Origin of the sequence: Aeromonas sp. FDAARGOS 1403 (assembly GCF_019047325.1) — a bacterium.
Lineage (GTDB): Bacteria > Pseudomonadota > Gammaproteobacteria > Enterobacterales > Aeromonadaceae > Aeromonas > Aeromonas dhakensis.
In genome coordinates this window covers 4,735,351-4,760,248 of record NZ_CP077249.1, presented here as the reverse complement: position 1 = coordinate 4,760,248, position 24,898 = coordinate 4,735,351, and the positions used below count along the sequence as shown (strand labels likewise).

The 24,898-nt window shown below is 61.1% G+C and carries 19 protein-coding genes and 2 pseudogenes; 15 read left to right on the top strand and 6 right to left on the bottom strand.

From position 1 onward, the window contains the following. Positions 1 to 5: 5 nt before the first annotated feature. Complete coding sequence (locus I6L33_RS21725) at positions 6 to 2,561, bottom strand: TonB-dependent receptor (protein ID WP_005297845.1); 2,556 nt, start codon at positions 2,559 to 2,561, stop codon at positions 6 to 8. Positions 2,562 to 3,298: 737 nt separating this feature from the next. Here I6L33_RS21725 and I6L33_RS21720 point away from each other — a divergent pair. The 5 genes from I6L33_RS21720 (at position 3,299) to I6L33_RS21700 (ending at position 9,352) form a co-directional block, all read left to right on the top strand. After that, entirely contained in the window at positions 3,299 to 4,324 is a 1,026-nt protein-coding gene (locus I6L33_RS21720) for an ABC transporter permease subunit (protein WP_010633023.1), read from the top strand. Positions 4,325 to 4,326: 2 nt separating this feature from the next. Beyond that, positions 4,327 to 5,370 carry an ABC transporter permease gene (locus I6L33_RS21715; protein ID WP_010633024.1) on the top strand — a complete coding sequence of 348 codons (1,044 nt, stop codon included), beginning with the start codon at positions 4,327 to 4,329 and terminating at the stop codon, positions 5,368 to 5,370. 82 nt (positions 5,371 to 5,452) lie between these two features. Next, a complete protein-coding gene (locus tag I6L33_RS21710; protein WP_025201225.1) occupies positions 5,453 to 7,270 on the top strand; it encodes an extracellular solute-binding protein in 1,818 nt (605 codons plus the stop codon). 25 nt (positions 7,271 to 7,295) lie between these two features. Next, entirely contained in the window at positions 7,296 to 8,354 is a 1,059-nt protein-coding gene (locus tag I6L33_RS21705) for an ABC transporter ATP-binding protein (protein WP_042007445.1), read from the top strand. Further along, complete coding sequence (locus I6L33_RS21700; protein WP_201988254.1) at positions 8,351 to 9,352, top strand: ABC transporter ATP-binding protein; 1,002 nt, start codon at positions 8,351 to 8,353, stop codon at positions 9,350 to 9,352. The genes I6L33_RS21705 and I6L33_RS21700 overlap by 4 nt, the downstream gene beginning before the upstream one ends. 685 nt (positions 9,353 to 10,037) lie before the next feature. Here I6L33_RS21700 and I6L33_RS21695 read toward each other — a convergent pair. Then, the gene (locus tag I6L33_RS21695) at positions 10,038 to 11,489 is read right to left on the bottom strand and encodes an aminoacyl-histidine dipeptidase (protein WP_201988255.1); all 1,452 of its coding nucleotides are present in this window, start codon (positions 11,487 to 11,489) and stop codon (positions 10,038 to 10,040) included. A gap of 919 nt (positions 11,490 to 12,408) precedes the next feature. On the opposite strand from I6L33_RS21695, the gene gpt reads away from it, so the two are divergent. The 6 genes and pseudogenes from gpt (at position 12,409) to I6L33_RS21665 (ending at position 18,120) form a co-directional block, all read left to right on the top strand. Further along, entirely contained in the window at positions 12,409 to 12,876 is a 468-nt protein-coding gene (gene gpt / locus I6L33_RS21690) for a xanthine phosphoribosyltransferase (protein WP_005297888.1), read from the top strand. Between the two features lie 120 nt (positions 12,877 to 12,996). After that, a complete protein-coding gene (gene frsA, locus I6L33_RS21685; RefSeq protein ID WP_216973336.1) occupies positions 12,997 to 14,265 on the top strand; it encodes an esterase FrsA in 1,269 nt (422 codons plus the stop codon). Between the two features lie 61 nt (positions 14,266 to 14,326). Further along, entirely contained in the window at positions 14,327 to 14,719 is a 393-nt protein-coding gene (crl, locus tag I6L33_RS21680; protein ID WP_005297893.1) for a sigma factor-binding protein Crl, read from the top strand. A 161-nt stretch (positions 14,720 to 14,880) separates the two neighbouring features. Further along, positions 14,881 to 15,984 carry a glutamate 5-kinase gene (proB, locus tag I6L33_RS21675; protein ID WP_005297894.1) on the top strand — a complete coding sequence of 368 codons (1,104 nt, stop codon included), beginning with the start codon at positions 14,881 to 14,883 and terminating at the stop codon, positions 15,982 to 15,984. Positions 15,985 to 16,073: 89 nt separating this feature from the next. Continuing rightward, positions 16,074 to 17,330: pseudogene (locus I6L33_RS21670) on the top strand (glutamate-5-semialdehyde dehydrogenase); the annotation flags it as partial. Between the two features lie 154 nt (positions 17,331 to 17,484). Next, positions 17,485 to 18,120, top strand: a complete 636-nt coding sequence (locus I6L33_RS21665) for a murein L,D-transpeptidase catalytic domain family protein (RefSeq protein ID WP_216973334.1) — start codon at positions 17,485 to 17,487, stop codon at positions 18,118 to 18,120. A gap of 63 nt (positions 18,121 to 18,183) precedes the next feature. On the opposite strand, the gene I6L33_RS21660 is transcribed toward I6L33_RS21665, so the two are convergent. Further along, on the bottom strand, positions 18,184 to 18,615 hold the full coding sequence (locus I6L33_RS21660) for a universal stress protein (protein ID WP_005297901.1): 432 nt from the start codon (positions 18,613 to 18,615) through the stop codon (positions 18,184 to 18,186). A gap of 210 nt (positions 18,616 to 18,825) precedes the next feature. Between I6L33_RS21660 and I6L33_RS21655 the strand changes: the two genes are divergently transcribed. Beyond that, positions 18,826 to 19,569, top strand: a complete 744-nt coding sequence (locus I6L33_RS21655) for a hypothetical protein (RefSeq protein ID WP_025201229.1) — start codon at positions 18,826 to 18,828, stop codon at positions 19,567 to 19,569. Positions 19,570 to 19,617: 48 nt separating this feature from the next. On the opposite strand, the pseudogene I6L33_RS22210 reads toward I6L33_RS21655, so the two are convergent. Then, positions 19,618 to 19,707: pseudogene (locus I6L33_RS22210) on the bottom strand (RNA methyltransferase); the annotation flags it as partial. A gap of 39 nt (positions 19,708 to 19,746) precedes the next feature. After that, positions 19,747 to 20,250: an RNA methyltransferase gene (locus tag I6L33_RS21650; RefSeq protein ID WP_010633032.1), complete on the bottom strand. Its 504-nt coding sequence runs from the start codon at positions 20,248 to 20,250 to the stop codon at positions 19,747 to 19,749. A gap of 197 nt (positions 20,251 to 20,447) precedes the next feature. On the opposite strand from I6L33_RS21650, the gene I6L33_RS21645 reads away from it, so the two are divergent. Then, positions 20,448 to 21,539 carry a PfkB family carbohydrate kinase gene (locus I6L33_RS21645; RefSeq protein WP_024941444.1) on the top strand — a complete coding sequence of 364 codons (1,092 nt, stop codon included), beginning with the start codon at positions 20,448 to 20,450 and terminating at the stop codon, positions 21,537 to 21,539. After that, positions 21,533 to 22,441 (top strand): pseudouridine-5'-phosphate glycosidase, encoded by a 909-nt coding sequence (locus I6L33_RS21640; RefSeq protein ID WP_216973333.1) that lies wholly within the window; start codon positions 21,533 to 21,535, stop codon positions 22,439 to 22,441. The genes I6L33_RS21645 and I6L33_RS21640 overlap by 7 nt, the downstream gene beginning before the upstream one ends. A gap of 65 nt (positions 22,442 to 22,506) precedes the next feature. Here I6L33_RS21640 and I6L33_RS21635 read toward each other — a convergent pair whose 3' ends face one another. After that, on the bottom strand, positions 22,507 to 23,232 hold the full coding sequence (locus I6L33_RS21635; protein WP_216973332.1) for a carbonic anhydrase: 726 nt from the start codon (positions 23,230 to 23,232) through the stop codon (positions 22,507 to 22,509). 449 nt (positions 23,233 to 23,681) lie between these two features. On the opposite strand from I6L33_RS21635, the gene I6L33_RS21630 reads away from it, so the two are divergent. Continuing rightward, positions 23,682 to 24,659, top strand: coding sequence for a cytochrome-c peroxidase (locus I6L33_RS21630; RefSeq protein WP_216973331.1), 978 nt, complete (start codon positions 23,682 to 23,684; stop codon positions 24,657 to 24,659). Positions 24,660 to 24,898 lie beyond the last annotated feature (239 nt).

Genomic DNA, 24,898 nt, shown 5'->3' with positions numbered 1-24,898 from the left:
GTTGATTAGAACTTCTGGGTGTAGTCGAGGTAGACGATGCGTCCGTCGATGCCGTAGAGATCTTCGTCGTAGGTGAAGCCGTCGCTGGAGAGCGAGGGGCCTACGTTGAACATGTTCTTCACACCGGCTTGCAGCTTGCCGTTCCAGGGGGTGTCAACACCGACGTTCAGATTCCAGGTGGTCTGGGAGGCGATATGGCCCTCGGTCCGACCGTCAACATAGTCCTGGCTCTGGGAGTCGATATAGCTGGCACTCAGGTAGGTATCCATGTTCCACCACTGCGGCACATTGACCCCGACACCGGAGTTGAAGCGCAGTTCTGGCTTGGCGTTCCAGCCCTTCTTGTCGACCATGGGACCACCGGCGAACAGACCCTCTTCGTATTTCAGAATGTAGGTGCTGCCGAAGTCGTAGCGCACGGTCGCGACGTTGAAGTCGTACTTGTAGTCAGCCTTGAAGTCCAGACCGCTGGTCTTGAGCTGGCCCAGGTTGACCATGCCGGCGTAAACCTGCTCCACATCGCCGTTGGCATCGCGGATGACGTTCGGGTTGCTGCCGGTGTTCAGCTCCTGATAGAACTGGGTCTGGGTGGTGGCCAGCTGGATCACGTCATCAATCTTGATGTAGTAGTAGTCCAGCGAGAGGTTGAGGTCGTCGATCGGGCTGTAGGCGGCACCGATGCCGAAGGTGTCAGCCGTCTCTTCCTTCAGGTTCTTGTTGGATTGGCGAACCGTGGTGTACTGCTCTTCCGGGCAGTTGGCCACACCGTTCTTCTGGCAGGAGACATAGTCCTTGGCGAAGTCGGCGGAGTCGGCATCGGCCGCGTACAGGTCATCCAGACCCGGAGCGCGGAAGGACTGCGACCAGGAGGTGCGGAACAACAGGTTGTCCAGCGGCTGATAGCGCAGGCTCGCCTTGGGCGAGAAGGCGCTGCCAAAGTCGCTGTACTTGTCGAAACGACCGGCCAGGTTCAGCTCGATCTGCTCGGTGATGGGGATCAGGCTCTCGATATAGGCAGCGAAGACGTCGCGCACTCCACCGCCCGAGTTGCCGGAAGAGCCGATGACGTTGCCGGCCGCAGACTGGCTGTCATAGGTGTCGGAGTAGACCCAGTCGTTGTACTCGGCCCCCAGGTACCAGCCGATGGGGCCGGCCGGCAGTTCGCCCATGCTCCAGCCCAGGCCACCGTACCACTGGAAGAAGTCCATCTTGGAGGTGCGGCTGGTGTCGTAGGAGAGGCTGTTGGTGGCGGCACTGGAGAACTCGCCGTTCTTGAAGTTGCCGCTGTCGACCTCCTGCTGGACCGCCGGATTCAGCACATAGCCGGTCCCGCGGTTCTTGTTGTCGGTCTTGGAGTACATGTAGCCCGCATTCCACTCCACATCGCCCACCGCCTCGGTCGGCAGTGTGCCTTCGAAGCCCAGGTTCATGCTGCCGGTCAGGTCGGTGACGTCGTTGTCACGGGGGCCGACGTTGCTGAAGCGATAGTAGACGGTAGCCTTGTCGCCGATGAAGCCGTTGTCGGCCAGCAGCTGGGCGCCGCCCGGGGTGGTGCCGTCGATGCTGAAGGGACCGGCGGCCGGGGCGAAGCGGCCGAAGCTGGTGACCCGCGAGCCGATCAGCTGGGGTACGAAATCGACGTTGTCATTGATGTGATAGCGGCCGTTGACATAGACGGTGTCCCGGGTACGGGAAGCGGTCTTGGCGGCGACCTGGGCAAAGTCGAAGCGGCAGGCGGTACCGACCGGCACGAAGCCGGGGCCGGTATTGGCGCAGTCGATGCCGTCCAGGGTACGGGTGACCGTCTTGCCGGTGGCGGCATCGATGCCCTTGATGTTGCGGCCATACAGGCTGGGAGCAGACGAGCCCTGCAACGCCAGGTAGTCGCGATCCTTGTAGTAGATCTCGTCCTTGACGTCGTGCTCGTACACCATCATCAGGGCGCCCTTCTCCCCGGTGATGCCGCTGACGATGGAGCCGCTCTTCTCGTCACCACCCTCTTCGGTGGGAGAGCCGATACGGCCCTGGAATTCCAGCCCTTCATAGTCCTGTTTCAGGATGACGTTGATGACACCGCCGATGGCATCGGAACCGTACAGAGCTGAGCCGCCGTCCAGGTTCACTTCTACCCGCTCCACCGCCGCCATGGGGATGGAGTTGAGGTTGATGGCGCTGCCACCCATGGAAGGAGAACCGGCGACCCGCTTGCCGTTGAGCAGCACCAGGGTGCGCTCTGAGCCAAGCCCGCGCAGGCTGACGGTGGCCTGGGATTGGGCTGAGCTGCCGGAGGAGGGGGAGATACTACCGAAGGAGTTGTAGGAAGCCTGCTTCAGGTAGTCGGCTACGGTCTGCTGACCGGATTGTTCGATCTTGGCCTTGCTGACGGAGACGACCGGGGTGGCGCCTTCCACGTCGACACGGGAGATGCGCGAGCCGGTAACCTTGATCTTCTGGAGTTTTTCGACGTTTTGGCCTTCTTCGGCCAAGACAGGGGTGGCCACTACTGCCGCGCTCGCCAAGGCAAACGCAACGGCAGCAGAGAGTCTGCTTTTCCTAAGCATCGCTTATATCCTTCCTGGTTGTTTTTTTGTTTGCTTCCATACCGCCCTCGTTGGGGCGATGCGTAAGGCTTATCAAGGTTTGGCGGTTGACGTCAATTGAGGCGGTACGGATGGGGGCGTGGCGGGTAATAAGATGACTATGTTTTATTTGTTCGCATTTGGCAGCGATTTATTCTGATTTGGTAACGTTTTCCTATGTAAAGGTTTTGTTAAAGTAAATTGATTCCAGTTTATCGATTAATTTTGAACTTATCGATAAGGGTGGTGTCTTTCTGGGTTTTATATTGTTGAGTTAGGTGTTTTTAGCATTATTGTCTGTTTTGGTAGTGTGTTCGGCTGAGGTTCAGGCTGGGCGCCGGCTGCCTATTTATATGCAGCCATATAGAGAAGGTGTTCTTTTGTTGGTTTTGTTTTAAGTGGCTGTTTTTAATGGGTTATTTAATTTTCTTGCTAGTTTTTATTTGTTTTGTTGAATTCTTAAACGTTATTTAAGTTGTTCATCTTGTAGTTTTTTATCTTGAAGTTGCGAATTTCAGAAAAAACTCACGATAAATTCCACTGCACAAGCCGGGACCAGAATGCACCCCTAGTTCTACTTGATTTTTGTTGCAGAGCTTTTACAGTGACCGAGCGGATAGTCTGTCAATCATCGGCTATTCAGTGAGTAATGCCAGGAAGGACGGGCCCGTCACCGGATGTGACTGGCCATAAAAGAACAACAAGGACGAGGTTCCACCATGCTGTCGTATTTCCTACGTCGGATGCTTTTGATCATCCCGACGTTTCTCGGTATCACCCTGCTCGTCTTCACCATCACCCGTTTCGTGCCGGGCGGTCCGGTCGAACGCATGTTGCTGCAGGCCCAGGTTTCCCAGAATGAGTCCGGTCGCTCCAGCGGCAGCAAGGGGGCGCAGGCGCTCTCCGACGAGCAGATCGAGGAGCTCAAGGCGTTCTACGGCCTCGACAAGCCCATGCTGGTCGCCTATTGGGAGTGGCTGCAGAAGCTGGCGGTGCTGGATCTCGGCGAGTCGACCCGCTATTACGAGCCGGTGTGGGATCTTATCAAGGACAGGTTGCCGGTGACCGCCTTCTTCGGGCTGGCCACCTTTCTGCTGAGCTACGCCGTCTCCATCCCGCTCGGGGTAGCCAAGGCGCTCAGACACAACACCCGCTTCGATTCAGTCAGCTCCATGCTCATCTACATGGCCTATGCGTTGCCCGCCTATGTGGTGGGCATCTTCCTCATCACAGTGTTCGCGTTTCATCTGGAGTGGCTGCCCATGGGGGGCTTCCCGGGAGACGAGTTTGACGGGATGGAGAACAGCTGGGATCAGATCCGTACCCTCTTCGCCCACGCGCTGCTGCCGCTCATCGCCTATGCCATCGGGGATTTCGCCATCCTCACCATGACCATGAAAAACAGCCTGATGGAGAACCTGTCGGCGGATTACGTACGTACCGCCGTGGCCAAGGGCTTGCCGTTTCGCAAGGCGGTGACCGATCACGCCATGCGCAACAGCCTGATCCCCATCGCGAGCCACCTGGGATCTGTGCTCACCGTCTTCTTCGGCGGATCCTTCCTCATCGAGACCATCTTCAACATCGACGGCATCGGCCTGCTTGGCTACGAGGCCATCGTGGAACGGGACTACCCCACAGTGATGGGCATTCTGGCCATCACCTCCATGCTGATGCTGGTGGGCAACATTGTCTCCGACATCTGTGTCGCCCTTGTCGATCCCCGCGTGCGGTTTGGAGAGTGAACATGAACCTGAATCCGGTAACGCTGAAAAAACTCAAGCGTTTCAAATCGATAAAACGCGGCTACTACTCCTTTATCATCTTCACCACCCTGGTGCTGCTCTCCCTGCTGGCGGAGCTCTTGGTCAACAGCCGGGCACTGATGGTGAGCTATCAGGGGGAGCTATATTTTCCCACCTATGGCGACGTGATCCCGGGTCAGCAGTTCGGGCTCGATTACGAGTACGAGACCAATTACCGCCAGCTCAAAGACAAATTTTCCGCAGAGGGCAAGGGGAACTGGGCGCTGCTGCCACCTGTGCCCTGGAATCCCTATGAGCAGGACTTCAAGCAGGACGCCTACCCACCCTATGCGCCGAGCCTGGCCGAGCGCCACCTGCTCGGCACCGACACCAGCGGCCGCGACGTGCTGGCGCGGCTGGTCTACGGCTTTCGCATCGCCATCGGCTTTGCCTTCATCGCGCTGGTGGCCAGCTACGCCATCGGCGTCACCATCGGCTGCATGATGGGCTTTCTCGGCGGACGCTTTGACCTGGTGCTGCAGCGCTTCATCGAGATCTGGTCCCAGGTGCCGTTTCTCTACGTCATCATGATCCTGGTGTCGCTGGCCAAGCCCAACTTCGGCCTGTTCGTGGCCATCAACGTATTGTTCGGCTGGATGGGCATCACCTGGTACATGCGCACCCTCACCTACAAGGAGCGGGCGCGGGACTATGTGATGGCGGCGCGGGCCCAGGGGGCCGGCACCGGGCGGATCATCTTCAACCACATTCTGCCCAACACCCTGATGATGATCGTCACCCTGGCGCCGTTTGCCGTGGTGGGCAACATCTCCACCCTGACGGCGCTGGACTATCTGGGCTTTGGTCTGGCCCCGCCCACCCCGAGCTGGGGGGAGCTGCTCTCCCAGGGGATCAACAACCTGGATGCTATCTGGATCGTGAGCTCGGTGGTGGCGGCGGTGAGTCTGGTGCTGATCATGGTCTCCTTCATCGGCGAGGCGATCCGCGAGGCGTTCGACCCGCGCAAATTTACCCGTTATCAGTGACCTGTGGCGCACTCAAGGCGCCGGGTTGCTCACCCTTAAATTGCTAAACCCCCAGTGCAGGGGTATGACCAGGAAGTCAAACATGAACAATAAAATCAAATGGATAGGTGCTCTATTCTTGTTGGTGAACGGGACCTGGGTGTGGGCGGCCAGCCTGCCTGCGGATCTCAAGTGGGAAACCAACGACACCGACCCCGTGTTCGCCTCGCCCAAGGCGCTGCCCGGCGGCAGCATCACCATGTTTGTAGACAGCTTTCCGCTGACGTTTCGCACCGTGGGTCCTGACTCCAACGGCGCGTTCCGCTCCTTCATCATGGACAACCAGCTGAGGCTCATCAGCTTCCATCCCAATACCGGCAACCCCATCCCTGCGCTGGCGACCCACTGGGCTATCGCGCCGGACAACCAGACCGTCTACTTCAAGCTGGATCCGCAGGCCAAGTGGTCCGACGGCAAGCCGGTGGTCGCCGATGACTACACCTTCGGCTACGAGATGATGCGCTCCAAGGACATCAAGGGGCCCTGGTTCAACAACTACTACACCACCGAGGTGGTGGCGGTGGAGAAGATTGACGACCACACCATCCTGGTCAAGGCGGGCACCCGCAAGGCCAAGCTGGATCTGCTCAACACCACCGAGCTGTGGCCTCAGCCCAAGCACTACTACAAGCTCACCCCCAACTGGGTGAAGCAGTACAACTGGGCCGTGGTGCCAACCACAGGCCCTTACGTGATGACCGACGTGAAGAAGGGCAAGTCCATCACCTTCAGCAAGCAGAAGGGGTGGTGGGCCCAGAACTATCGCTACAACCAGCACAGGTTCAACCTCGACACCATCAAGGTGCAGGTGATCCGCGATCACAACATCGCCTTCCGTCACTTCCTGAAAGGGGAGCTGGATACCTTCGAGATGATCCTGCCCAACTGGTGGCATGAGAAAGCGGTCACCCCCGAGTACAAGCAGGGATACGTGCAGAAGGTGATGGCCATGACCGACACCAAGCAGGGCGGGCAGGGGCTGCATCTCAATATCGCCACTCCCAAGCTGGCCGACATCAACGTGCGGCTCGGCATTCAGCATGCCCTCAACATCGACAAGATGATCAAGACGGTGCTGCGTGGCGACTACGACAGAGCCACCACCTTCGGCTCGGGTTTTGGCGAGTTCACCGACATGCAGCTGCCGGAGCGGGCCTATGACATCAGCAAGGCGCGCGACTACTTTGCCAAGGCGGGCTACAGCAAACCGGGGCCGGACGGCATCCTGCAGAACGACAAGGGTGAGCGGCTGAACCTGGCGCTCACCTACACCAGCCAGGAGCACTCCAAGCGGTTGACCGTGCTCAAGGAAGAGGCCAAGAAGGCGGGGCTGGATCTGGAGCTTAACCTGGTGGATGGTGCCACCGGCTTCAAGGCGATGCTGGAGAAGAAACACGAGGCGGCCTGGATGGGCTGGGCCGGCGGCGGTCTCTATCCGCAGTATTGGGAGTCGTTCCACTCCGCCAACGCCAACAAGCCGCAGACCAACAACCTGTTCAACGTGGCCGACAAGGAGCTCGACGCGCTGATCGACGCCTACAACGTCGAGTTCGACATGGCCAAGCGGGCCGAGCTCTCTCGCCAGATCCAGCAGCGCATCTATGACTTGGCCATCTTCGTGCCCGGGGTACAGCTCAACTACGTGCGGGCCAGCAGCTGGCGTTACGTGATGCTGCCCGAGGTGCCCGCCACCAAGAACACGCCGGATCTGCTCTACTGGCCCATGGACGGCTACCCCCACAGCAGTGGCGGCCTGCTCTGGCTCGATCCCAAGGTGAAGGAAGAGACCCTGAAAGCCAAGGAGGCAGGGGAGGCGCTGGCGCCCATCAACCTGCTCGACAAGACCTATGCACGTCACTGATATGGCGCAGAAGGGAGCAGCAGTCATGCCCAACACACAGGCTCCCCACCCCGGCGCCCGGGATCATGGGAGGCAGCTCGGCGTGGATGATGGCCAGAGCAAGGCCCCGATTCTTGAGGTACGCGATCTCGAGGTGGAATTTGCCGTCGACGACGGCAAGATCAAGGTGCTCGACGGGGTCAGCTTCCAGGTTGCCCCCGGCCAGACGCTGGGGGTGGTCGGCGAGTCCGGCTGCGGCAAGAGCGTCACCTCGCTCGCCATCATGGGGCTGTTGCCCAAGCCCCATGGTCAGGTGGTGGCGGGCTCCATCCGTTTTCAGGGGGAGGATCTGCTCGCGCTGTCACCGGATCAGATGTACAAGGTGCGCGGCAACCGCATCTCGATGATCTTTCAGGAGCCGATGACGGCACTCAACCCGGTGCAGACGGTCGGCGATCAGCTGATGGAGGTGTTCCGCCTCCACCGTCCCGACTACAACAAGGCCCAGCGCAGGGAGGCGGCCATCGCCATGCTGCAGAAGGTGGGGATCCCCGAGCCCGCCCAGCGCTTTGCCGTCTATCCCCACAACCTCTCCGGCGGCATGCGCCAGCGGGTGATGATCGCCATGGCGCTCGCCTGCGAGCCGGCGCTGCTTATCTGCGACGAGCCGACCACGGCGCTCGATGTCACCATCCAGGCCCAGATCCTGGAGCTGATGAAGGAGCTGCAAGCCCAGACCGGCATGGCCATCATCTTCATCACCCACGATCTCGGGGTGGTGGCGGAGCTGTGCGACGAAGTGGTGGTGATGTATGCGGGCCGGGCGGTGGAGCAGGCCGACGTGTTCGAGCTGTTTGACCACCCGCGCCATCCCTATACTCATGGTCTGATGAGCTCGATCCCGCGGCTCGAGGATGAGCCCAAGAGCCTGCTCAAGACCATCAAGGGGCAGGTGCCCGCCCTGCACGAGATGCCCGCCGGGTGCCGTTTCTCCAACCGTTGTCCCCATGCCACCGAGATCTGCGTGAGGGCCATTCCGGCCACCGAGCAGCTCGCCGAGCGGCACGGGGTGGCCTGCCACCACTGGAGGGAGCTAGCCGTATGAAGACGCTTTTATCGGTGCGCGACGTGAAGCAGCACTTCCAGCTGGGCGGCGGCTTGTTGCGCAAGAAGTACCACGTCTACGCGGTGGACGGCATCAGCTTCGATCTCAAGCAGGGGGAGACGCTGGGGTTGGTGGGCGAGTCCGGCTGCGGCAAGTCGACCCTGGGGCGCACCCTGCTCAAGCTGTTCGAACCGACCGCCGGCACCATCACCTTCGAGGGGCGTGACATCACCCACCTCTCGCCCAAGGAGATGCGTTCCCTGCGCCAGGAGATGCAGATCGTGTTTCAGGATCCTGCAGAATCCCTCAACAGCCGCCACACGGTGGGGCAGATCCTGGAGGAGCCCTTCGTCATCCACGGCAAGGGCAACGCCGAACAGCGGCGGGTCTGGGTGCTGGAGCTGCTGGAGAAGGTGGGGCTGCCTGGCAGCGCGGTAGATCGCTATCCCCATGAGTTTTCTGGCGGCCAGCGCCAGCGCATCGGCATCGCCCGGGCCATTGCCCTCAAGCCCAAGCTGCTGGTCTGTGACGAGGCGGTGTCGGCGCTGGATGTGTCGGTGCAGTCCCAGATAGTCAACCTGCTGCTCACCCTGCAGCGGGAGATGAACCTCGCCATCATCTTCATCGCCCACGACCTGTCGGTGGTCAAGCACATCTCGGATCGGATTGCGGTGATGTATCTGGGCCGGATCGTCGAACTGGCCGAGGCCCAGTCGCTCTACCTGGCGCCGCGTCACCCCTATACCCAGGCGCTCATCTCGGCCATTCCGGTGCCGGATCCGCGTCGGCGCAGCCAGCGCATCCTGCTGACCGGTGATGTGCCATCCCCCATCTCGCCGCCGAGCGGCTGCCACTTTCACCAGCGCTGCCCCTATGCCGGCGAGCTGTGCCGCACCCAGTCACCGAGTCTGCAGTCGTGCGACGGGGCCGGTCACCAGGTGGCCTGCCACACGCCGTTGCCGCTGGCCGAGGCGATCCCCCTGGGAAAGGCGGTATGATGCCGGTGCCCGCATCGCAGCAAGATGGCACGGGAAACAACGAATAAAAAATGGGGCCTGCGGGCCCCATCTTCATGGTTGGAGTTCAGGTTTGGCCGTGGGACATCTGGCCAGGGCAGGACAGCGCCCCCGAGAGGGGATGGCTGCTGTGTGGATTGCTGTTGTTTGTAATTTTACTACTTAAATGCCCGGTAACTCTTTCACGAAATTGGCCGCCAGCGGTATCAGGCGCCATAGCGGAAGTAGTAGTTGCGGGTTGACGGTGCATAGGTATCTTTCTCTGCCACGCCTTTCTTGCTGGTTACACCCTTCAGGTGGAACAGTACTGCCAGATTCTCAAACATATTTTCACCTCATCGCTCTGTCGTTGACTTGTTATCTGTGACCTGGGTCACGCTTTGATCCTATGGCCTTCTGTGAGCTGGATCAACTTTTTGTGTTGTAAATTTACATAAATCATGGAAAGGGTTTTCAAATCCAGCGCTGCTTATGGAGACGGTTTCAGCAGGCACTCAGGTTGCGGTGCTGATGGCCAGGCTGACAGGCCTGGGTGAGTGGGAGATGGGGCATGTCAGAGCAGCAGAGCAGTCCGGCGGTTTCGAGGGGAAGCACGCCAAGGGCTGGCGGGAGCATGCAAAAAAATACCCCGCACGGGGCGGGGCATCTTGAGGCGTGACAAAAACGCTTATTTGGCCGGGATCTGTTCCAGCACGTGGACCAGCAGCTGCCAGAAGCGCTCGACCGCCGGGATGTGCACCTTCTCGCCCGGTGCGTGGGCGCCGCGGATGGTCGGGCCGAAGGAGACCATGTCCCACTCCGGGTAGGCGCTCTTGAACAGACCGCACTCGAGGCCGGCGTGGATCACCATGACGTTCGGCATCTCGCCGAACAGGGTCTGGTAGCTGTTCCGTACCAGCGCCATCACCGGGGAGTCCACGTTCGGTGCCCAGCCAGGGTAGGCGCCGGTAAACTCGCAGCTGGCGCCAGCCAGATTGAACAGGGAGCGGGTCATCTGCTCGACGCTCTCGCGACCGGAGTCGATGAGGGAGCGGATCAGGCACTGCACGTACACTTCGCCATCCTGAGTCTTGATGACACCCAGGTTGGTGGAGGTCTCGGTCACGCCCGGGATGGCATCGCTCATGCGGATCACCCCGTTCGGGCAGGCCATCAGGGAGTCCAGCAGGCGGGCCTGCAGGGACTCGCTCATCAGCTGGACTGGTTTCTCCTGGGCGGTGAGCAGCACGGTCAGGTTGGCTTCGGTGGCGGCCAGCTCGCTCTGGTAGATGCCGGTATAACGGTCAACCAGGGCCTTGAATTCGTTGACGCTGGCGGCGGGCACCAGCAGCTTGGCACGGGCCTCGCGCGGGATGGCGTTGCGCAGGGTGCCACCGTGGATCTCGGCCAGGCGCAGGCCCAGCGGCTCGGCGGCCTTGAGCAGACGCACCAGCAGCTTGTTGGCGTTGCCGCGGCCGCGATGGATGTCGACCCCGGAGTGACCGCCGCGCAGCCCTTTTACCTGCAGCTCGAAACCTTCGCCTTCAGTGGCGGCCACCTGCTCCAGCGGGAAGCGAATATTGGCATCCACCCCGCCGGCGCAGCCCATGTAGACCTCGCCATCCTCTTCGGAGTCGGTGTTGAGCAAGATCTCGCCCTCCAGCCAGCCCGCTTCCAGACCGAAGGCGCCGGTCATGCCGGTCTCTTCGTCGGTAGTCAGCAGCACTTCCAGCGGACCGTGCTTGATGGTCTTGTCGGCCAGCACGGCCAGGCAACCGGCCATGCCCATGCCGTTGTCGGCACCCAGGGTGGTGCCGCGGGCGGTGACCCATTCACCGTCGATGTAGGCATCGATGGGATCCTTGGTGAAGTCGTGCTGGGTGTCGGCGTTGGCCTGGGGCACCATGTCGATGTGGGCCTGCAGCACTACCGCCTTGCGGTTTTCCATCCCCGGCGTGGCCGGTTTCTTGATGATGATGTTGCCGACGGCATCTTGCTTGACCGCCAGCCCTTCCCCTTCGGCCCACTGCATGATCCAGGCGCTCAGCTGGGCTTCGTGCTTGGAGGGGTGGGGGATGGAGCAGATCTGTTCGAAGAAGTGCCAAATCAGTTTGGGAGAGAGAGAGCTAAGCTGTGCCACGTCGGGACTCCTTACCAGCACGGAAAATGACAGAGCCCCGGCAGCGGGGCGAGGAAGAGGATAACGATAATACAGTCAATCACACAAAAATGTGAGCGATCAGCGCAAATTGCGGGCAGCTTGTGCTGGCAAGCGGGGGATTGGCAGCGAACTGCTCCGATGGGGGCAAAATGAGCCAGCACAAAAGATTTTTTGTGATTCACATCACAAAAATATTGAGTTTATGGCGCCGACTGGTAAATTAACGACCGTGGTTCGCCACCCGTCAGGATGACGATGAATGCCTCCAGGGAACCGAAGCAAAGCAAGTGCGCCTCCATGGAACCGAGTGTCCGTTCAAGGATCTGAACCCGCATAAAGGTACGTAACTTGTTAAGCAATCAGGAGTTTATTATGTCAGGCAGCAATTCAACCTATTGGTTCGCCCAGTCTCTTTATACCCAGGGCTTCAGCTACCCGAACCCCTACGCCAACCGCCGTTGATGCGGGCCGTCAGCCAGGCTGACGACAGGCGTATCGAAAAAAGCAGGTGAGTGAGGAATCCATCCTCCCCCTGCTATTTTTTTATCTGCCGAGCGGCAAACCCCGCCGGGGAGAGGAAAAAGAGGGAGTCAGCCGGACTTGCTTCGATTTTTTTCCTGCATTTCGCATACGTTTGCCAGTCAATTTATCCGCAAACGATGGTATCATGCCCGCCCAACAGCCTGTCTGCGGTCCTGCCCCCGAGTGAGATGACCGCCAGCTCTGCCCATCCTGCTTTCATTGCATCTGTTTTCGCTGCCGAGGGTCTTCTCCCGAGGCGGCCGCGGTGCAAGCCGAATTTGGGGAAAAGGGCCGCCAGCATTAACGAAATCACGTGTGTTTGCACGGGGTTTAAAGTCTTAAGTGATTGTTTTTATAACTCGTTGAGATCGATAGTATGCCGAAAAAGTTTTATGTGTCGTGGGACAACCTGCAACGTGAAGCGCGCCGTCTGGCCCGTCGTCAACTGCCTGTCAGCCAGTGGAAAGGGATCATCGCGGTCAGCCGTGGTGGCCTGGTTCCGGCGGCGCTGATGGCCCGTGAACTTGGCATCCGCAACGTCGAAACCCTCTGCATCTCCAGCTACGACCACAACAACCAGCGCGACTTGGTGGTGGTGAAGGCCGCCAGCACCGCGGGTGACGGCGAAGGCTGGCTGGTGGTGGAAGATCTGGTGGACACTGGCACCACTGCCAAGGTGATCCGCGAGCTCTACCCCAAGGCCAAATTCATCGCCATCTTCGCCAAGCCCATGGGCGAGCCGCTGCTGGATGATTTCGAAGTGGCCATCCCGCAGGACACCTGGATCGAACAGCCGTGGGACATGGCGCTGGAGTTCGCCACCCCCATCTGCGACGAAGAGTAAGCCGCAAAGCTGCTGCAAAGGGCCCCTGTATGGGGCCCTGTTTTTTTGTGGTGCAACTGGCTGCCCGGCGGCAAAAGTGGTTAAGATGGAGCCATTGCATGACAGAAATGAGTAACAGCTTTGGACTTGAACGACGACCTAAACCTGACCGAGCAGCTCTTTACCCGGGTCAAGAAGGTGCTGGAGACCTCCGAAGTCTCCAACTCCAGCCCGGTGGAGGAGCGGGATCACAATGTGGACGAGAGCTTCATCGACGGTTCCATGTCAACGCGCTGGTATCGTCTGCTGCGCCGGCCGACCTGGGCCTGGCAGGGGGCGGATCCGGTCGAGGTGGAGCAGACTCTGGCCCGCATCGCCATGGGCGAGGGCGAGCGTACCCACGAGCGTTTCCTCGACACCATCAAGGGCTATGTGCCCGGCAACTGGGTCTATGAGTGGAGCCAGCTGGCCGGCCGCTACTTCAACCGGGGTCGCGAGCTGGTGGCGCAGGGCGAGCGGGGCGCAGCCCTGAAAAGCCTGCTCAAGGCGGTACGTTACTACTCCATTGCCAGTTATCCCCATCTGAAGAATGACGAGCTGGCGGATCAGGCCCAGTTGCTCGGCAACATGGCCTACCGCGAGGCGGGACGCCTGTTCAAGGTGCCGCTCAAGGAAATCCAGGTACCATTTCGCGGCAAGCACATTCAAGGCTACCTGCATTTGCCGACCACCGACAAGCCGGTACCCCTGGTCATCGTCAGCGGCGGCATCGACTCGCTGCAGGTCGACTTCCTCAATCTCTATCTCAAGTGCCTGGAGCCCAACGGCATCGGCATGCTGTCGCTGGACATGCCGGGCATCGGTTATGCCGAGCACTGGCCACTGGTGCAGGACACCAGCCGGCTCCACCAGGCGGTCTTGAACCATCTGTCCGAGGTGGCCTGGGTCGATCACCAGCGCATCGCCATGGTGGGATTCCGTCTGGCGGGCAATGTGGCGGCGCGGCTCGCCTTCATCGAACCGTTCAAGCTGCGGACCGTGGTCTGCATCGGCGCCGGCGTCAACCAGGTGTTTACCAATCATGAGATGTTCGCCCGCTGCCCCCGCATGATGCGGGACGGGCTGGCCAACCGCCTCGGCGCCGATGCGGCCGAGTGGGAGTCGCTGCGCACCAAGTGCCAGGTATTTTCACTCAAGACGCAAGGATTGCTGGGGACTCGCACATCCGTGCCGATATTGAGTATTGGGCACAAGCGAGATTTCATTTGTCCCGAGCAGGATGTACGGGCATTGGCCTCCGCCAGCCGCAACGGCAAGGCGGTGGTGTTCGACAAACAACCCTTGCTGGAGGTGTACGACGAGGCGTTGAAAGAGATGGTCGACTGGCTCAAGAAGCACTTATGTACATGATATAGCGCTAAAATTTATCGTCATCCCAGGGTGACGTGGCTTGTTCAACAGGGAGGTTAACATGTCAGAAAGAGTGACCTACAAGCGACTGCTGAGGCAGTTTGCCGCGATTGGCCCCTATTTACGTGAGGACCTGTGTGAAGAGGGGCGTTACCGTTTCGACTGCCTTTCCGTCTGTGTCAGTGCCAAGCCGGCACCGGACAAACGGGAGTTCTGGGGCTGGTGGCTGGTGCTGGAGCAAGACGATCACAGCTTCAGCTACCACTATCAGGTCGGCTTCTACAATGCGGACGGGGAGTGGCTCGACAAGCCGTTGCCCAAGAAGCATCAGGTGGAAGTCGAACGCACCCTCAACCACTTCTACAAGCTCATCAGCGACAAGCTGCACCAGCTTGGTTGCCAGCTCGCTCCCGCCGAGCAGGTCACCAACGAGCTGACCGTCACCGCCGCCTGATGACCCGCCGCCCCGCCAGCCACCCATCGGCTGGCGGGGCATTTCTTTGCCGCGCTGCCGGCCATCCTGATTTCCCGCCTACCGGGCAGCGTTAATTGCCTTGCAGGGCAACAGGGCCGTGGGTATAAAGGGATTCCTTACATTTCAGCCTTTTTGCTCCCATGGAAAACAGAACCATAGTCGTCAAACTGGGCACCAGCGTGCTCACCGGGGGATCTTCCCAGCTCAATCGTGCCCACATGGTCGAGCTGGTCAGACAGTGTGCAGCCTTGCACCGTCACGGCCACAGGGTCGTGATGGTCACCTCGGGGGCCATCGCCGCCGGCCGTGAGCATCTGGGCCACCCTCCGTTGGCGCCAACCCTGCCCAACAAACAGATGCTGGCGGCGGTGGGCCAGACCCAGCTGATCCGGGTCTGGCAGGATCTGTTCAACCTCTATGGGCTGCACATCGGCCAGATGCTGCTGACCAGAGCCGATCTGGAGGACAGGGAGCGCTACCTCAATGCCCGCGACACCCTGCGCACCCTGCTGGATCACCGCATCATCCCGGTCATCAACGAAAACGACGCCGTGGCCACCGCCGAGATCAAGGTGGGTGACAACGACAACCTCTCCGCTCGCGCCGCCATCCTGGCCGATGCGGATCTGCTGATCCTGCTTACCGACCAGAAGGGGCTCTTCACCGCCGATCCGCGCACCAATCCGGATGCCCAGCTCATCGAAGAGGTACAGACCATAGACGACACCCTGCGCAAGCTGGCGGGTGACAGCGTCAGCGGGCTCGGCACCGGTGGCATGGCCACCAAGCTGCAGGCGGCCGACGTGGCGCGCCGCGCGGGGGTCAACGTGGTGATCGCCACCGGCCAGATGCCGGAGGTGGTGGGGCGTCTTGCCAGGGGCGAGCGCATCGGCACCCTGTTCCCGGCGCTGGCCTCTCCGCTGGAAGGACGCAAGAGCTGGATCCTGGCAGGGCCGCCCCCTCACGGCGAGGTGCAGGTGGACCAGGGGGCTGTCGCCGCCATGCAGGAGAAGGGCTCCAGCCTGCTGCCCAAGGGCATAGTGGCGGTGAAGGGGGATTTCGTGCGCGGCGACGTGGTGCGCATTCTCGATCCCAAGGGGGCCGAGCTGGCGCGCGGCATCTGCCGTTACAATCATCTGGAGCTGGATAAACTGCGCGGCGTCCATTCGGACAACATCGAACAGGTGCTGGGCTACGGCTACGGCGCCGTTGCGATCCACCGCGACGACATGGTGCTGCTGTGAGGCGTCAGCCGCGGCAGAGCATGGGCAGCGGCACACCAGGATAAGAGAGGCGCCGCCATCAGGCGGCCCCGCAAGAACCAAAGGGAAGAGAGATGAGTCTGGAGAAAATGGGGCAGGCTGCCCGCGAAGCCGCCTATCAGCTGGCCACCGTCAGCACGGCGCAGAAGAACCGGGCGCTGGCCGCCATCGCCGACGAGCTGGAGGCGCGCAGCCACCAGATCCTGGCCGCCAACGAGAAAGACATCGCCGCCGGGCGAGAGGCTGGCCTCTCCGAAGCCATGCTGGATCGGCTGCTGCTCAACCCGGCCCGACTGGCCGGTATCGTGGCGGACGTGCGCAAGGTGATCTCCCTGGATGATCCGGTCGGCAGCGAGATCGACAGCCGGGTGCTGGAGAACGGCCTGCGTCTCTCCCGTCGCCGGGTACCCATCGGGGTCATCGGCGTCATCTACGAGGCGCGCCCCAACGTCACCATCGACATCGCCAGCCTCTGCCTCAAGACCGGCAACGCCAGCATACTGCGCGGCGGCCGCGAGACCTTCCACTCCAACCTGGAGCTGGTGCGGGTGATCCAGCGCGCGCTGGCGGCCTCCGGCATGCCCGAGGCGGCGGTGCAGTACATCGACAACCCGGACCGTGCCCTGGTGGGTGAGCTGCTGCGCCTCGACCGCTACGTGGACATGATCATCCCCCGCGGCGGTGCGGGTCTGCACAAGATGTGCAAGGAGAACAGCTCCATTCCGGTCATCATCGGCGGATTCGGCATCAGCCACATCTTCGTGGACGAGAGCGCCGATCTGGCCCGTGCCTTGCCCCTCATCGACAATGCCAAGGTGCAGCGCCCCTCCGCCTGCAACGCTCTCGACACCCTGCTGGTGCACGAGAAGGTGGCGCCGGCCCTGTTGCCGCAACTGGTTGGCTTAATGAACGAGCGCAAGGTGGCCCTGGTGGCCACGCCGGAGGCCATGCCGCTGCTGGCGGGCGCCGACAGCCTGCGTGCCGCCGGCCCGGAAGACTTTGATACCGAGTGGCTCTCGCTGACCCTGGGGGTCAAGCTGGTGGCGGACGTGAACGAGGCGCTGGCCCATATGCGCGAGCACAATGCCGGTCACTCCGATGCCATCCTCACCAACGACTTGGCCAATGCCGAGCGTTTCGTCAACGGCGCCGGTTCGGCGGCTGTCTACGTCAACGCCTCCACCCGTTTCACCGATGGCGGCCAGTTTGGTCTCGGCGCCGAAGTGGCGGTATCGACCCAGATGCTGCACGCTCGTGGCCCCATGGGGCTGACCGAGCTCACCAGCTACAAATGGGTGGGATTGGCGGATTATCTGAGCCGCGCCTGAGCCCCCGTTTTGCCCTGTGTGAAGATGCCGACCCTGGTCGGCATTTTTTTGCTTTTTTCTTGCGGGCTATCAGGGGCTTGCATATAACTATCCAGCAGGGTGTGGCGATAATTTGCACACTTTGCTAGCAACAAAAACGGGAGCAGATTCAAGGATGAAGCAGACAGATTGGATAAAGCGCTGGGGAGCGCTGTGGCTGAGCGTGCCACTGTTGCTGGGGGCGATCTGTTTCAGCAGCAGCAGCCACGCCAGCTGGGATCAGGATCTCTATCGCCAGTTGGGGCTGGCCGGCAAGCTCGACAAACAGGTGTTTCGCAAGGCTCTCAGCAGTTACCAGAGTGTGAGCCACAAGCGCAAACCCATTCTCACCATCATCGACTACAGCAAACCCTCAACCCAGCGCCGTCTGTTCGTCATCGACGTGAAACGCCACAAGCTGCTCTATCACACCTGGGTCAGCCATGGCCGCAATTCGGGTGAGCGGGACGCTCGCCAGTTTTCCAACCAATTCAACTCCATGAAGAGTTCGCTCGGGGTCTATCGCACAGCCGAAACCTATCAGGGCAAGCACGGCTATTCGCTGCGCCTCGATGGCCTGAGCCCGGGCCAGAACAGCAACGCCCGCAAGCGGGCCATCGTGGTGCACGGCGCCGACTATGCGAGCCCTCGCCATCTGCTCAAATATGACAAGCTGGGGCGCAGCTGGGGTTGCCCGGCGCTGCCCAAGGAGCAGTCCAGGGCCATCATCGACATCATCAAGGGGGGCAGCGTCATCTACGCCCACGGCTGAGGCCTGCCTTAGAGCCAAAAAAGAAGGCCAGCATATGCTGGCCTTCTTGTTTCGGGCGGTGGATTACTTGCGCACCACCAGCACGGGGCAGGGGGCGTGACGGACCACGGATTCGGCGACGCTGCCCACCAGCAGGTGGCTGATACCGGAGCGGCCGTGGCTGCCCATCACCACCAGATCGGCCTTCTCTTCTTTGGCCTGCACGACGATCTCGTCGGCGGCGCGGCCGAAGCGTACCTCGAAGGTGGCCGGAATGGGCAGGCTGGCGATCAGCTCCTTCATCTGGCTCTTGGCCTGACGCTCCATCTCGTGGGTGATCTCGATGGCGGTCATGTGCAGGATCTTGTAGCTGTCGAAGCCGTGCAGCTGGTCCACCACGTGAACCAGTTTGAGTTCGGCCTGATGGCTCTGGGCCATGAATACGGCATAGTCGAGCACGGCTTGCGACATCTGGGAAAAATCGACCGGGCAGAGCAGGGTTTTGATGGATGGCATATGAAGGCTCCCCTATGGTTGGGTTACTAATGAATCTCATTGTCAATAATACCCATTCGGTCGGCAATAACCCTCGACTCGCTCGCAAAACCGGTAAAAAGTGGTGCTTTGCCGACGGATCTTCATATCATGGGATATGGCCTGTGCACCCTTGCCAGATAGGCCGGCTCGATGGGTGACAGCGTTCGCCTCCGGAGAAATAGTCAAGACATGGTTCGTTTGCTGCTTTCATGGGTATTGCTGCTGCTCTGCTGGCCCGGTCGGGCCGATCCCCTCAATGTCTATTGCGATGACTGGCCGGGTTTTTGCCAGCGGGATGGGCGTGGCATCTATCTGGACATAGTGCGCGCCATCTACCAGCCCAACGGCTACGAGGTCATCCCCCGCATCGTGCCCTACAAGCGGGCGCTGGCGGTGATCGCCCAGCAGGGGGGGGACATGGCGATGGGGGTTTACCGGGATGAGGTGAGTGGCGTGCTGCAACCCCGTTATCCCGCCTCGGCCGATGACCTGACGGTGCTGATGCTCAAGAAGTGGCAGCCCCAGTGGCTGGGCGAGTCGAGCCTCAAGGGGCAGGGGGTGGTGTGGTTGCGGGGCTGGGCCTTTGACAAGTACATCCCGGTCTCCATGCGCTGGCACGAGATAGACAGCCACGATATGGCGCTGCAACTGCTGGCCAAGGAGCGCTACCGTTACTATCTGACTGCCGGGGTGCTCTACTCGGAGGACTCCATTCCTGCCAACATGCATCGTACCTTCCTGCGCTGGATCCCGACCTACCCCATCTTTGCCGATACCGAGAAGGGTCGCACCCTGCAGCAGCTCTGGGATCAGGGCATGGTCAACCTGGTGCGGCACGGCACCCTGGCCGAAATCTACCGACGCTATCGGTTGCACGACTACTACCGCGGTTTTATCGAAGAGCAGGAGCAGCGGCTAAAGCCTGACAACTAAAACGCCCTGCGTCGGGGAGGGCTGGTTACCTGTTCAGGAACTTTTCTGTCAGCTTGCCGAGTTGCCGCGCAGCTGCTTGGCCAGCCGATCGTAGAGGATCACGTTGACCGAGGCGGCTAGATTGATGCGACCCTGGGTATGGCCACGCAGATTACCTCCTGTTGCTCGTCTTTATCATCAGCGCCTCAACTGCTTGGCCAGCCGGTCGTAGAGGATCACGTTGACCGAGGCGGCCAGATTCATGCATCCCCGGGTCGGTACGTAGATCACCTCTTTCACCGCCTTGAAGCGGGCCGGCTCCAGGGTGCCGTCTTCGGGGCCGAAGATGTAGAAGGCGCGCTCGGGGTGGACGTAGTCCGGCAGCGAGGTCGCCCCCTCGATCAGATCCACCAGCACCGGCGTGCAGCCGGCCGGCACCATCTCCATCAGATCGTCGACCCCGAGCAGGGGGATCTGCTCCACCATCTGCTTGGTGTCGGTGACGAAGCGGCGCGCCAGCTCGAAGCGGTTGCCGGTGTAGTAGACCTCATCCGCCCCATAGCAGCCGGCAGCCCGCATCACGGCCCCCACGTTCTCCGGTGACTTGGGGTTGACCAGCCCGATGCAGCAATAGCCTGCGTCGCCATGCGGTGCTGACTCATCCCCCTGTGGTGGCAGGCATTCGTGGTCTGACTCTCTCATCTCGCTCTCCTCTGTGGCGGCCGCATTATAAGCCGTGCCCGCCGGCAAAAGCAGAAAAAGTAACAGGTAGAGGCCGAGATTCGCTTGCTTCCCATCGTCGAGTTTTTGTGCGCAAGCCGACAATTTTTGCACGAAGCGATGGCGGGTAAACGTTTTTCGGAAATAATGGACAAACGTTTGTAACTGGATGTTTGTCTATGACGGAACGTGAGCAAGAGATCCTCGCCCTGCTGCGCCAGGATCCCATGATTGCCCAGCAGGAGCTGGCGGACAGGCTCGGCATCAGCCGCTCGGCGCTGGCGAGCCACATCTCCAGCCTGATGCGTCAGGGCTATGTGCAGGGGCGTGGTTATGTGCTGCGGGAGGGCCCCTACGCCGTGGTGATCGGCGGTGCCAACATGGATATCTGCGGCTGCAGCCACGACAACCTGCGCATTGGCGACTCCAACCCGGGCCGGGTGCGCACCTCCGCCGGCGGGGTGGGGCGCAACATCGCCGAAAACCTGGCGCGCCTTGGCACCGACACCCGGCTGCTGACCGCGGTGGGTAACGATCAGTACGGCCATCACCTGCTGGAGGTGAGCCAGCGCGCCGGCGTCGACGTGCGCCAGGTGCTGGTGCTGGACGGCCAGGCCACTTCCTGTTACCTCAGCCTGCACGATGGCAGCGGCGAAATGAGCTGCGCCGTCAACGACATGGGGATCATCGACCAGCTCACACCGGCCCGGCTCGCCCCCCTGAGCGGCTTTCTCGGGGCTGCCCGGCTCTGGCTGCTCGACACCAACCTCGCCACCCACACCCTCGACTGGTTGTTCGAGCGTCAGGGGGAGCACACCATCTTCGTGGACACCGTCTCGGTGGCCAAGGTGGAGAAGATCCGCCCCTGGCTGCACCGCATCCACACCCTCAAACCGAATCGCAGCGAGGCGGAGCAGCTGTGCGGCTTGCGCATCGCCGGGCCCGACACCTGGCCCATGGCGGCGGCCTGGTTCCACCGCGCCGGGGTGCAGCGGCTGTTCCTGAGCCTCGGCGATCAGGGGATCTTTTATAGCGACGGGGAGTGCCAGGGCCATCTGTCCGTGCTCGGCAGCCCGGTCGTCAACGTGACCGGCGGCGGCGATGCCTTCATGGCAGGGCTGGCCCACGCCTGGTTGCAGGAGCAGGACATCGTCGAGACCACCCGTTTCGCCCTCGGCTGCGCCGCCCTTACCGTCAATTGTCCCGATACCGTCTTTTCCGGCCTATCCAAGGCCGCCGTTGAACGCATGCTGGAGGAGTACCCATGTTGAACGCTTACCTCGATATCCAACCGGTCGTCGCCGAAGCCCTGGCCGCCGGCAAGCCTGTGGTGGCCCTGGAGTCCACCATCATCTCCCACGGCATGCCCTATCCACAGAACGTGGAGACGGCGCGCCAGGTGGAGCAGGTGGTGCGGGACAACGGCGCCGTGCCGGCCACCATCGCCATCATCGATGGCCGCCTCAAGGTGGGTCTGGATGAGGGGGCGCTGGAGGCGCTGGGTCGGGCCGGCCACGCCGCCACCAAGTGCAGCCGCCGCGACATCCCCTTCGTGCTGGCCAACAAGGGGCTGGGGGCGACCACGGTTGCCTCCACTATGATCATTGCCGCCATGGCCGGGATCCGGGTGTTTGCCACCGGCGGTATCGGCGGCGTGCATCGCGGCGCCCAGGAGACCTTCGACATCTCCGCCGACCTGCAGGAATTTGCCCAGACCCCGGTGGCCGTGGTCTGCGCCGGCGCCAAGTCGATCCTCGATATCGGTCTGACCCTGGAGTACCTGGAGACCCAGGGGGTGCCGGTGATCGGCTACCAGACCGAGGAGCTGCCCGCCTTCTACACCCGCGAGAGCGGCTTCAAGGTGGATTACCGCCTCGAGAGCCCGGCGGCCATCGCCGAGGCGCTGCGCCTCAAGTGGGAGCTGGGGCTGGCCGGCGGCGCCGTGGTGGCCAACCCCATTCCGGCCCAGTTTGCCATGCCCAAGGCCGACATCGATGCCGCCATCGCCCAGGCACTGCGGGAGGCGGACGAGCTGGGAGTGAAGGGCAAGGCGTCCACCCCCTTCCTGCTGGCCCGGGTGTGCGAGCTGACCGGCGGCAACTCCCTGGCGGCCAACATCCAGCTGGTGCTGAACAACGCGGCGCTGGGGGCGCGCATCGCAGCCAGCTTGTAATGCGATGCGACGAATGAAAAAGAGGGCCGACTGGCCCTCTTTTTATTGTCAGATCGGCTGCCCTGTCACTGCAGCACCAGGCGCCCGTTGAGGGGCTGGACGGGTCGGTTGTTGGGGTGGTACATCACCGCCTTGAAGGCGTCGATCTGGGCCTGGCTTACCTGTACCGGCTCCTTCATCACCAGCCAGCGCACCCCTTCCGAGCAGGGCGGGGTGGTCAGCGAACCGCTGAAGCGGTAGTAGTCCCGTTTGGCGGGCAGCAACTGCTCCGCCGAGACCGCCTCCTTGAGCTGGCGCTGCTCCCCCGCCTTGGCTGGCAAGGATTGCCAGACCTGGCTCAGGGCCCCATTGGCCTTACCCGGCTCGAACATCACCGCCACCACCGCCAGCTCTCCCTGATCATTGACGTGCACCATGTGCCCCTCCAGGGGGTAGGATTTGCCCTCGATGAGGTTTTCGCTGGGAGCGTGGAAGTGGAACTGCTTGAGGGTGAAGTGCATGCCGTCGAGCTCCAGCGTGCTGCCCGGGGCATAGTCGACCTGCACCGTGTGGCCGTTGTTGGTGACGCTGCGGCCCCCCGCCAGGTAGTGAAACTGCAGCGGGGCCAGCTCGGCCTTGACCAGACCCGAGAGATTGACCGGCGACTGGTTGCTGCCCGCGCACTGGCCATATTCCGGGGTCAGGCTGGCCCATTTTGCCGGGCCGGCCTCGCCGCTGTATTCCCAGTGCACTGTAGCGGCAAAAGCGGCGGGGCAGAGCAACAGGGTGGCGGCCAACAGGGACTCTTTCATCATGCATCCTTATCTTGATTGAAAAGCACGGCGATCCGTTTCCTGCATTGACGAGGAAATAACGGAAGGCATCATCTGAATTGCGGGATACAGAAGGTCAGACGCTATTGTTATTATTGGCTGGGTGAACGCCGATGATATTTATGATGCATTTAATATGAATCTAAATAATGGGCGGTCACGCCTGCATATTGAATAATCGCTTTATTCAATGACAGCAATCTAATTAATTGGCTGTCATCGCGGATGAATTTGTTCATAATTCACTCATCAGAATTCAGCTCTTTTTTGCCGCGCAAGTCCCCGCCATTATTCCGTCCGCAATAAACTAATTCATTGTTTTAAATGTGGTTTTTGTTGGTCTCATTTGATCTTGAGCAAATAATACACAGGCTTTCCCGGGCAGGCTGAGGCTGCTGTTATGCACAGCCACAAGGGAGAGAGAAACAATGAATAAATATTGTCTGTTGCTGGCGCTGGGCCTGCCAGGGATGGGGTGGGCGAACGAGCCTATCCAGGCAGTGGAAGCAGCCAAGGTGAGCGCACCGGAAAAAGTCGAGTTGGGCAAGATGCTGTTTTTCGAGCCGCGGCTCTCGAAATCCAACGCCATCTCCTGCAACTCCTGCCACAACCTGGCGACCGGCGGAGTGGACAACCAGGTCAGTTCCCTCGGCCACAAGTGGAAGGAGGGGCCGATCAATTCGCCCACCGTGCTCAACGCCAGCCTCAACTTCGTGCAGTTCTGGGATGGGCGCGCCAAGGATCTGCAGGCGCAGGCAGCGGGCCCCATCGAGAACCCGCTGGAGATGGCCTTCAGCCACAAGCTGGCGGTGGAGACCCTGCACACCCTGCCCGAGTACCGGGCCCGCTTCAGCGCCGTGTACGGCAAGGCGGACTTCGGCATCGACGAGGTGACCGATGCCATCGCCGCCTTCGAGGAGACCCTGGTCACCCCCGATGCGCCGTTCGATCGCTGGCTGAAGGGGGATGCCAAGGCGCTGACTGCGCAGCAGCTGAAGGGCTATCAGCTGTTCAAGGAGAAGGGCTGCACCGCCTGCCACAACGGGGTGGCCATCGGCGGCAACTCCTACCAGAAGATGGGGCTGGTCAAGCCGTTCAAGACCGACAACCCGGCCCAGGGACGCGGTGGGGTGACCGGCGAGAAGCAGTTCATCGGCTGGTTCAAGGTGCCGACCCTGCGCAACATCGAGCTGACCTACCCCTACTTCCACGACGGCTCAGTGTGGGATCTGAAGGAGGCGGTGCAGATCATGGCGGACATCCAGCTCGGCCAGACCCTGAGCGAGCAGGAGGCGGACGACATGACCGCCTACCTCAAGAGCCTGACCGGCGAGCAGCCGCAGATCGTGTTGCCGATCCTGCCGCCCTCCCAGCCCGATACCCCCAGGCCTCAGGTCAAGAGCTGAGCGGGCGTGATGATTGCAGCGGAGCCGCCGGCTCCGCTTTTTTGTTCCTATCTATCTGATAAGCCTCTCGAAGTTACTGCACTACACAATGACAAAGGGATGACAATCCCCCAGCTGGCGACGGCGATTTTACCGATTTGCAGCCCTCTTCACATTTCCGACACGCTCACAATTCGTTCGATTGCCTTACTCATCCGACCTGGTGTCAAATCACTCCGCCTAACACAAGGAGTGGCATA

What these genes read in the sequence shown, in the direction of transcription:
- I6L33_RS21725 (WP_005297845.1), bottom strand. Translation starts at nt 2,561, where the DNA reads ATGCTTAGGAAAAGCAGACTCTCTGCTGCCGTTGCGTTTGCCTTGGCG.
- I6L33_RS21720 (WP_010633023.1), top strand. Translation starts at nt 3,299, where the DNA reads ATGCTGTCGTATTTCCTACGTCGGATGCTTTTGATCATCCCGACGTTT.
- I6L33_RS21715 (WP_010633024.1), top strand. Translation starts at nt 4,327, where the DNA reads ATGAACCTGAATCCGGTAACGCTGAAAAAACTCAAGCGTTTCAAATCG.
- I6L33_RS21710 (WP_025201225.1), top strand. Translation starts at nt 5,453, where the DNA reads ATGAACAATAAAATCAAATGGATAGGTGCTCTATTCTTGTTGGTGAAC.
- I6L33_RS21705 (WP_042007445.1), top strand. Translation starts at nt 7,296, where the DNA reads ATGCCCAACACACAGGCTCCCCACCCCGGCGCCCGGGATCATGGGAGG.
- I6L33_RS21700 (WP_201988254.1), top strand. Translation starts at nt 8,351, where the DNA reads ATGAAGACGCTTTTATCGGTGCGCGACGTGAAGCAGCACTTCCAGCTG.
- gpt (WP_005297888.1), top strand. Translation starts at nt 12,409, where the DNA reads ATGCCGAAAAAGTTTTATGTGTCGTGGGACAACCTGCAACGTGAAGCG.
- crl (WP_005297893.1), top strand. Translation starts at nt 14,327, where the DNA reads ATGTCAGAAAGAGTGACCTACAAGCGACTGCTGAGGCAGTTTGCCGCG.
- proB (WP_005297894.1), top strand. Translation starts at nt 14,881, where the DNA reads ATGGAAAACAGAACCATAGTCGTCAAACTGGGCACCAGCGTGCTCACC.
- I6L33_RS21665 (WP_216973334.1), top strand. Translation starts at nt 17,485, where the DNA reads ATGAAGCAGACAGATTGGATAAAGCGCTGGGGAGCGCTGTGGCTGAGC.
- I6L33_RS21660 (WP_005297901.1), bottom strand. Translation starts at nt 18,615, where the DNA reads ATGCCATCCATCAAAACCCTGCTCTGCCCGGTCGATTTTTCCCAGATG.
- I6L33_RS21655 (WP_025201229.1), top strand. Translation starts at nt 18,826, where the DNA reads ATGGTTCGTTTGCTGCTTTCATGGGTATTGCTGCTGCTCTGCTGGCCC.
- I6L33_RS21650 (WP_010633032.1), bottom strand. Translation starts at nt 20,250, where the DNA reads ATGAGAGAGTCAGACCACGAATGCCTGCCACCACAGGGGGATGAGTCA.
- I6L33_RS21645 (WP_024941444.1), top strand. Translation starts at nt 20,448, where the DNA reads ATGACGGAACGTGAGCAAGAGATCCTCGCCCTGCTGCGCCAGGATCCC.
- I6L33_RS21640 (WP_216973333.1), top strand. Translation starts at nt 21,533, where the DNA reads ATGTTGAACGCTTACCTCGATATCCAACCGGTCGTCGCCGAAGCCCTG.
- I6L33_RS21635 (WP_216973332.1), bottom strand. Translation starts at nt 23,232, where the DNA reads ATGAAAGAGTCCCTGTTGGCCGCCACCCTGTTGCTCTGCCCCGCCGCT.
- I6L33_RS21630 (WP_216973331.1), top strand. Translation starts at nt 23,682, where the DNA reads ATGAATAAATATTGTCTGTTGCTGGCGCTGGGCCTGCCAGGGATGGGG.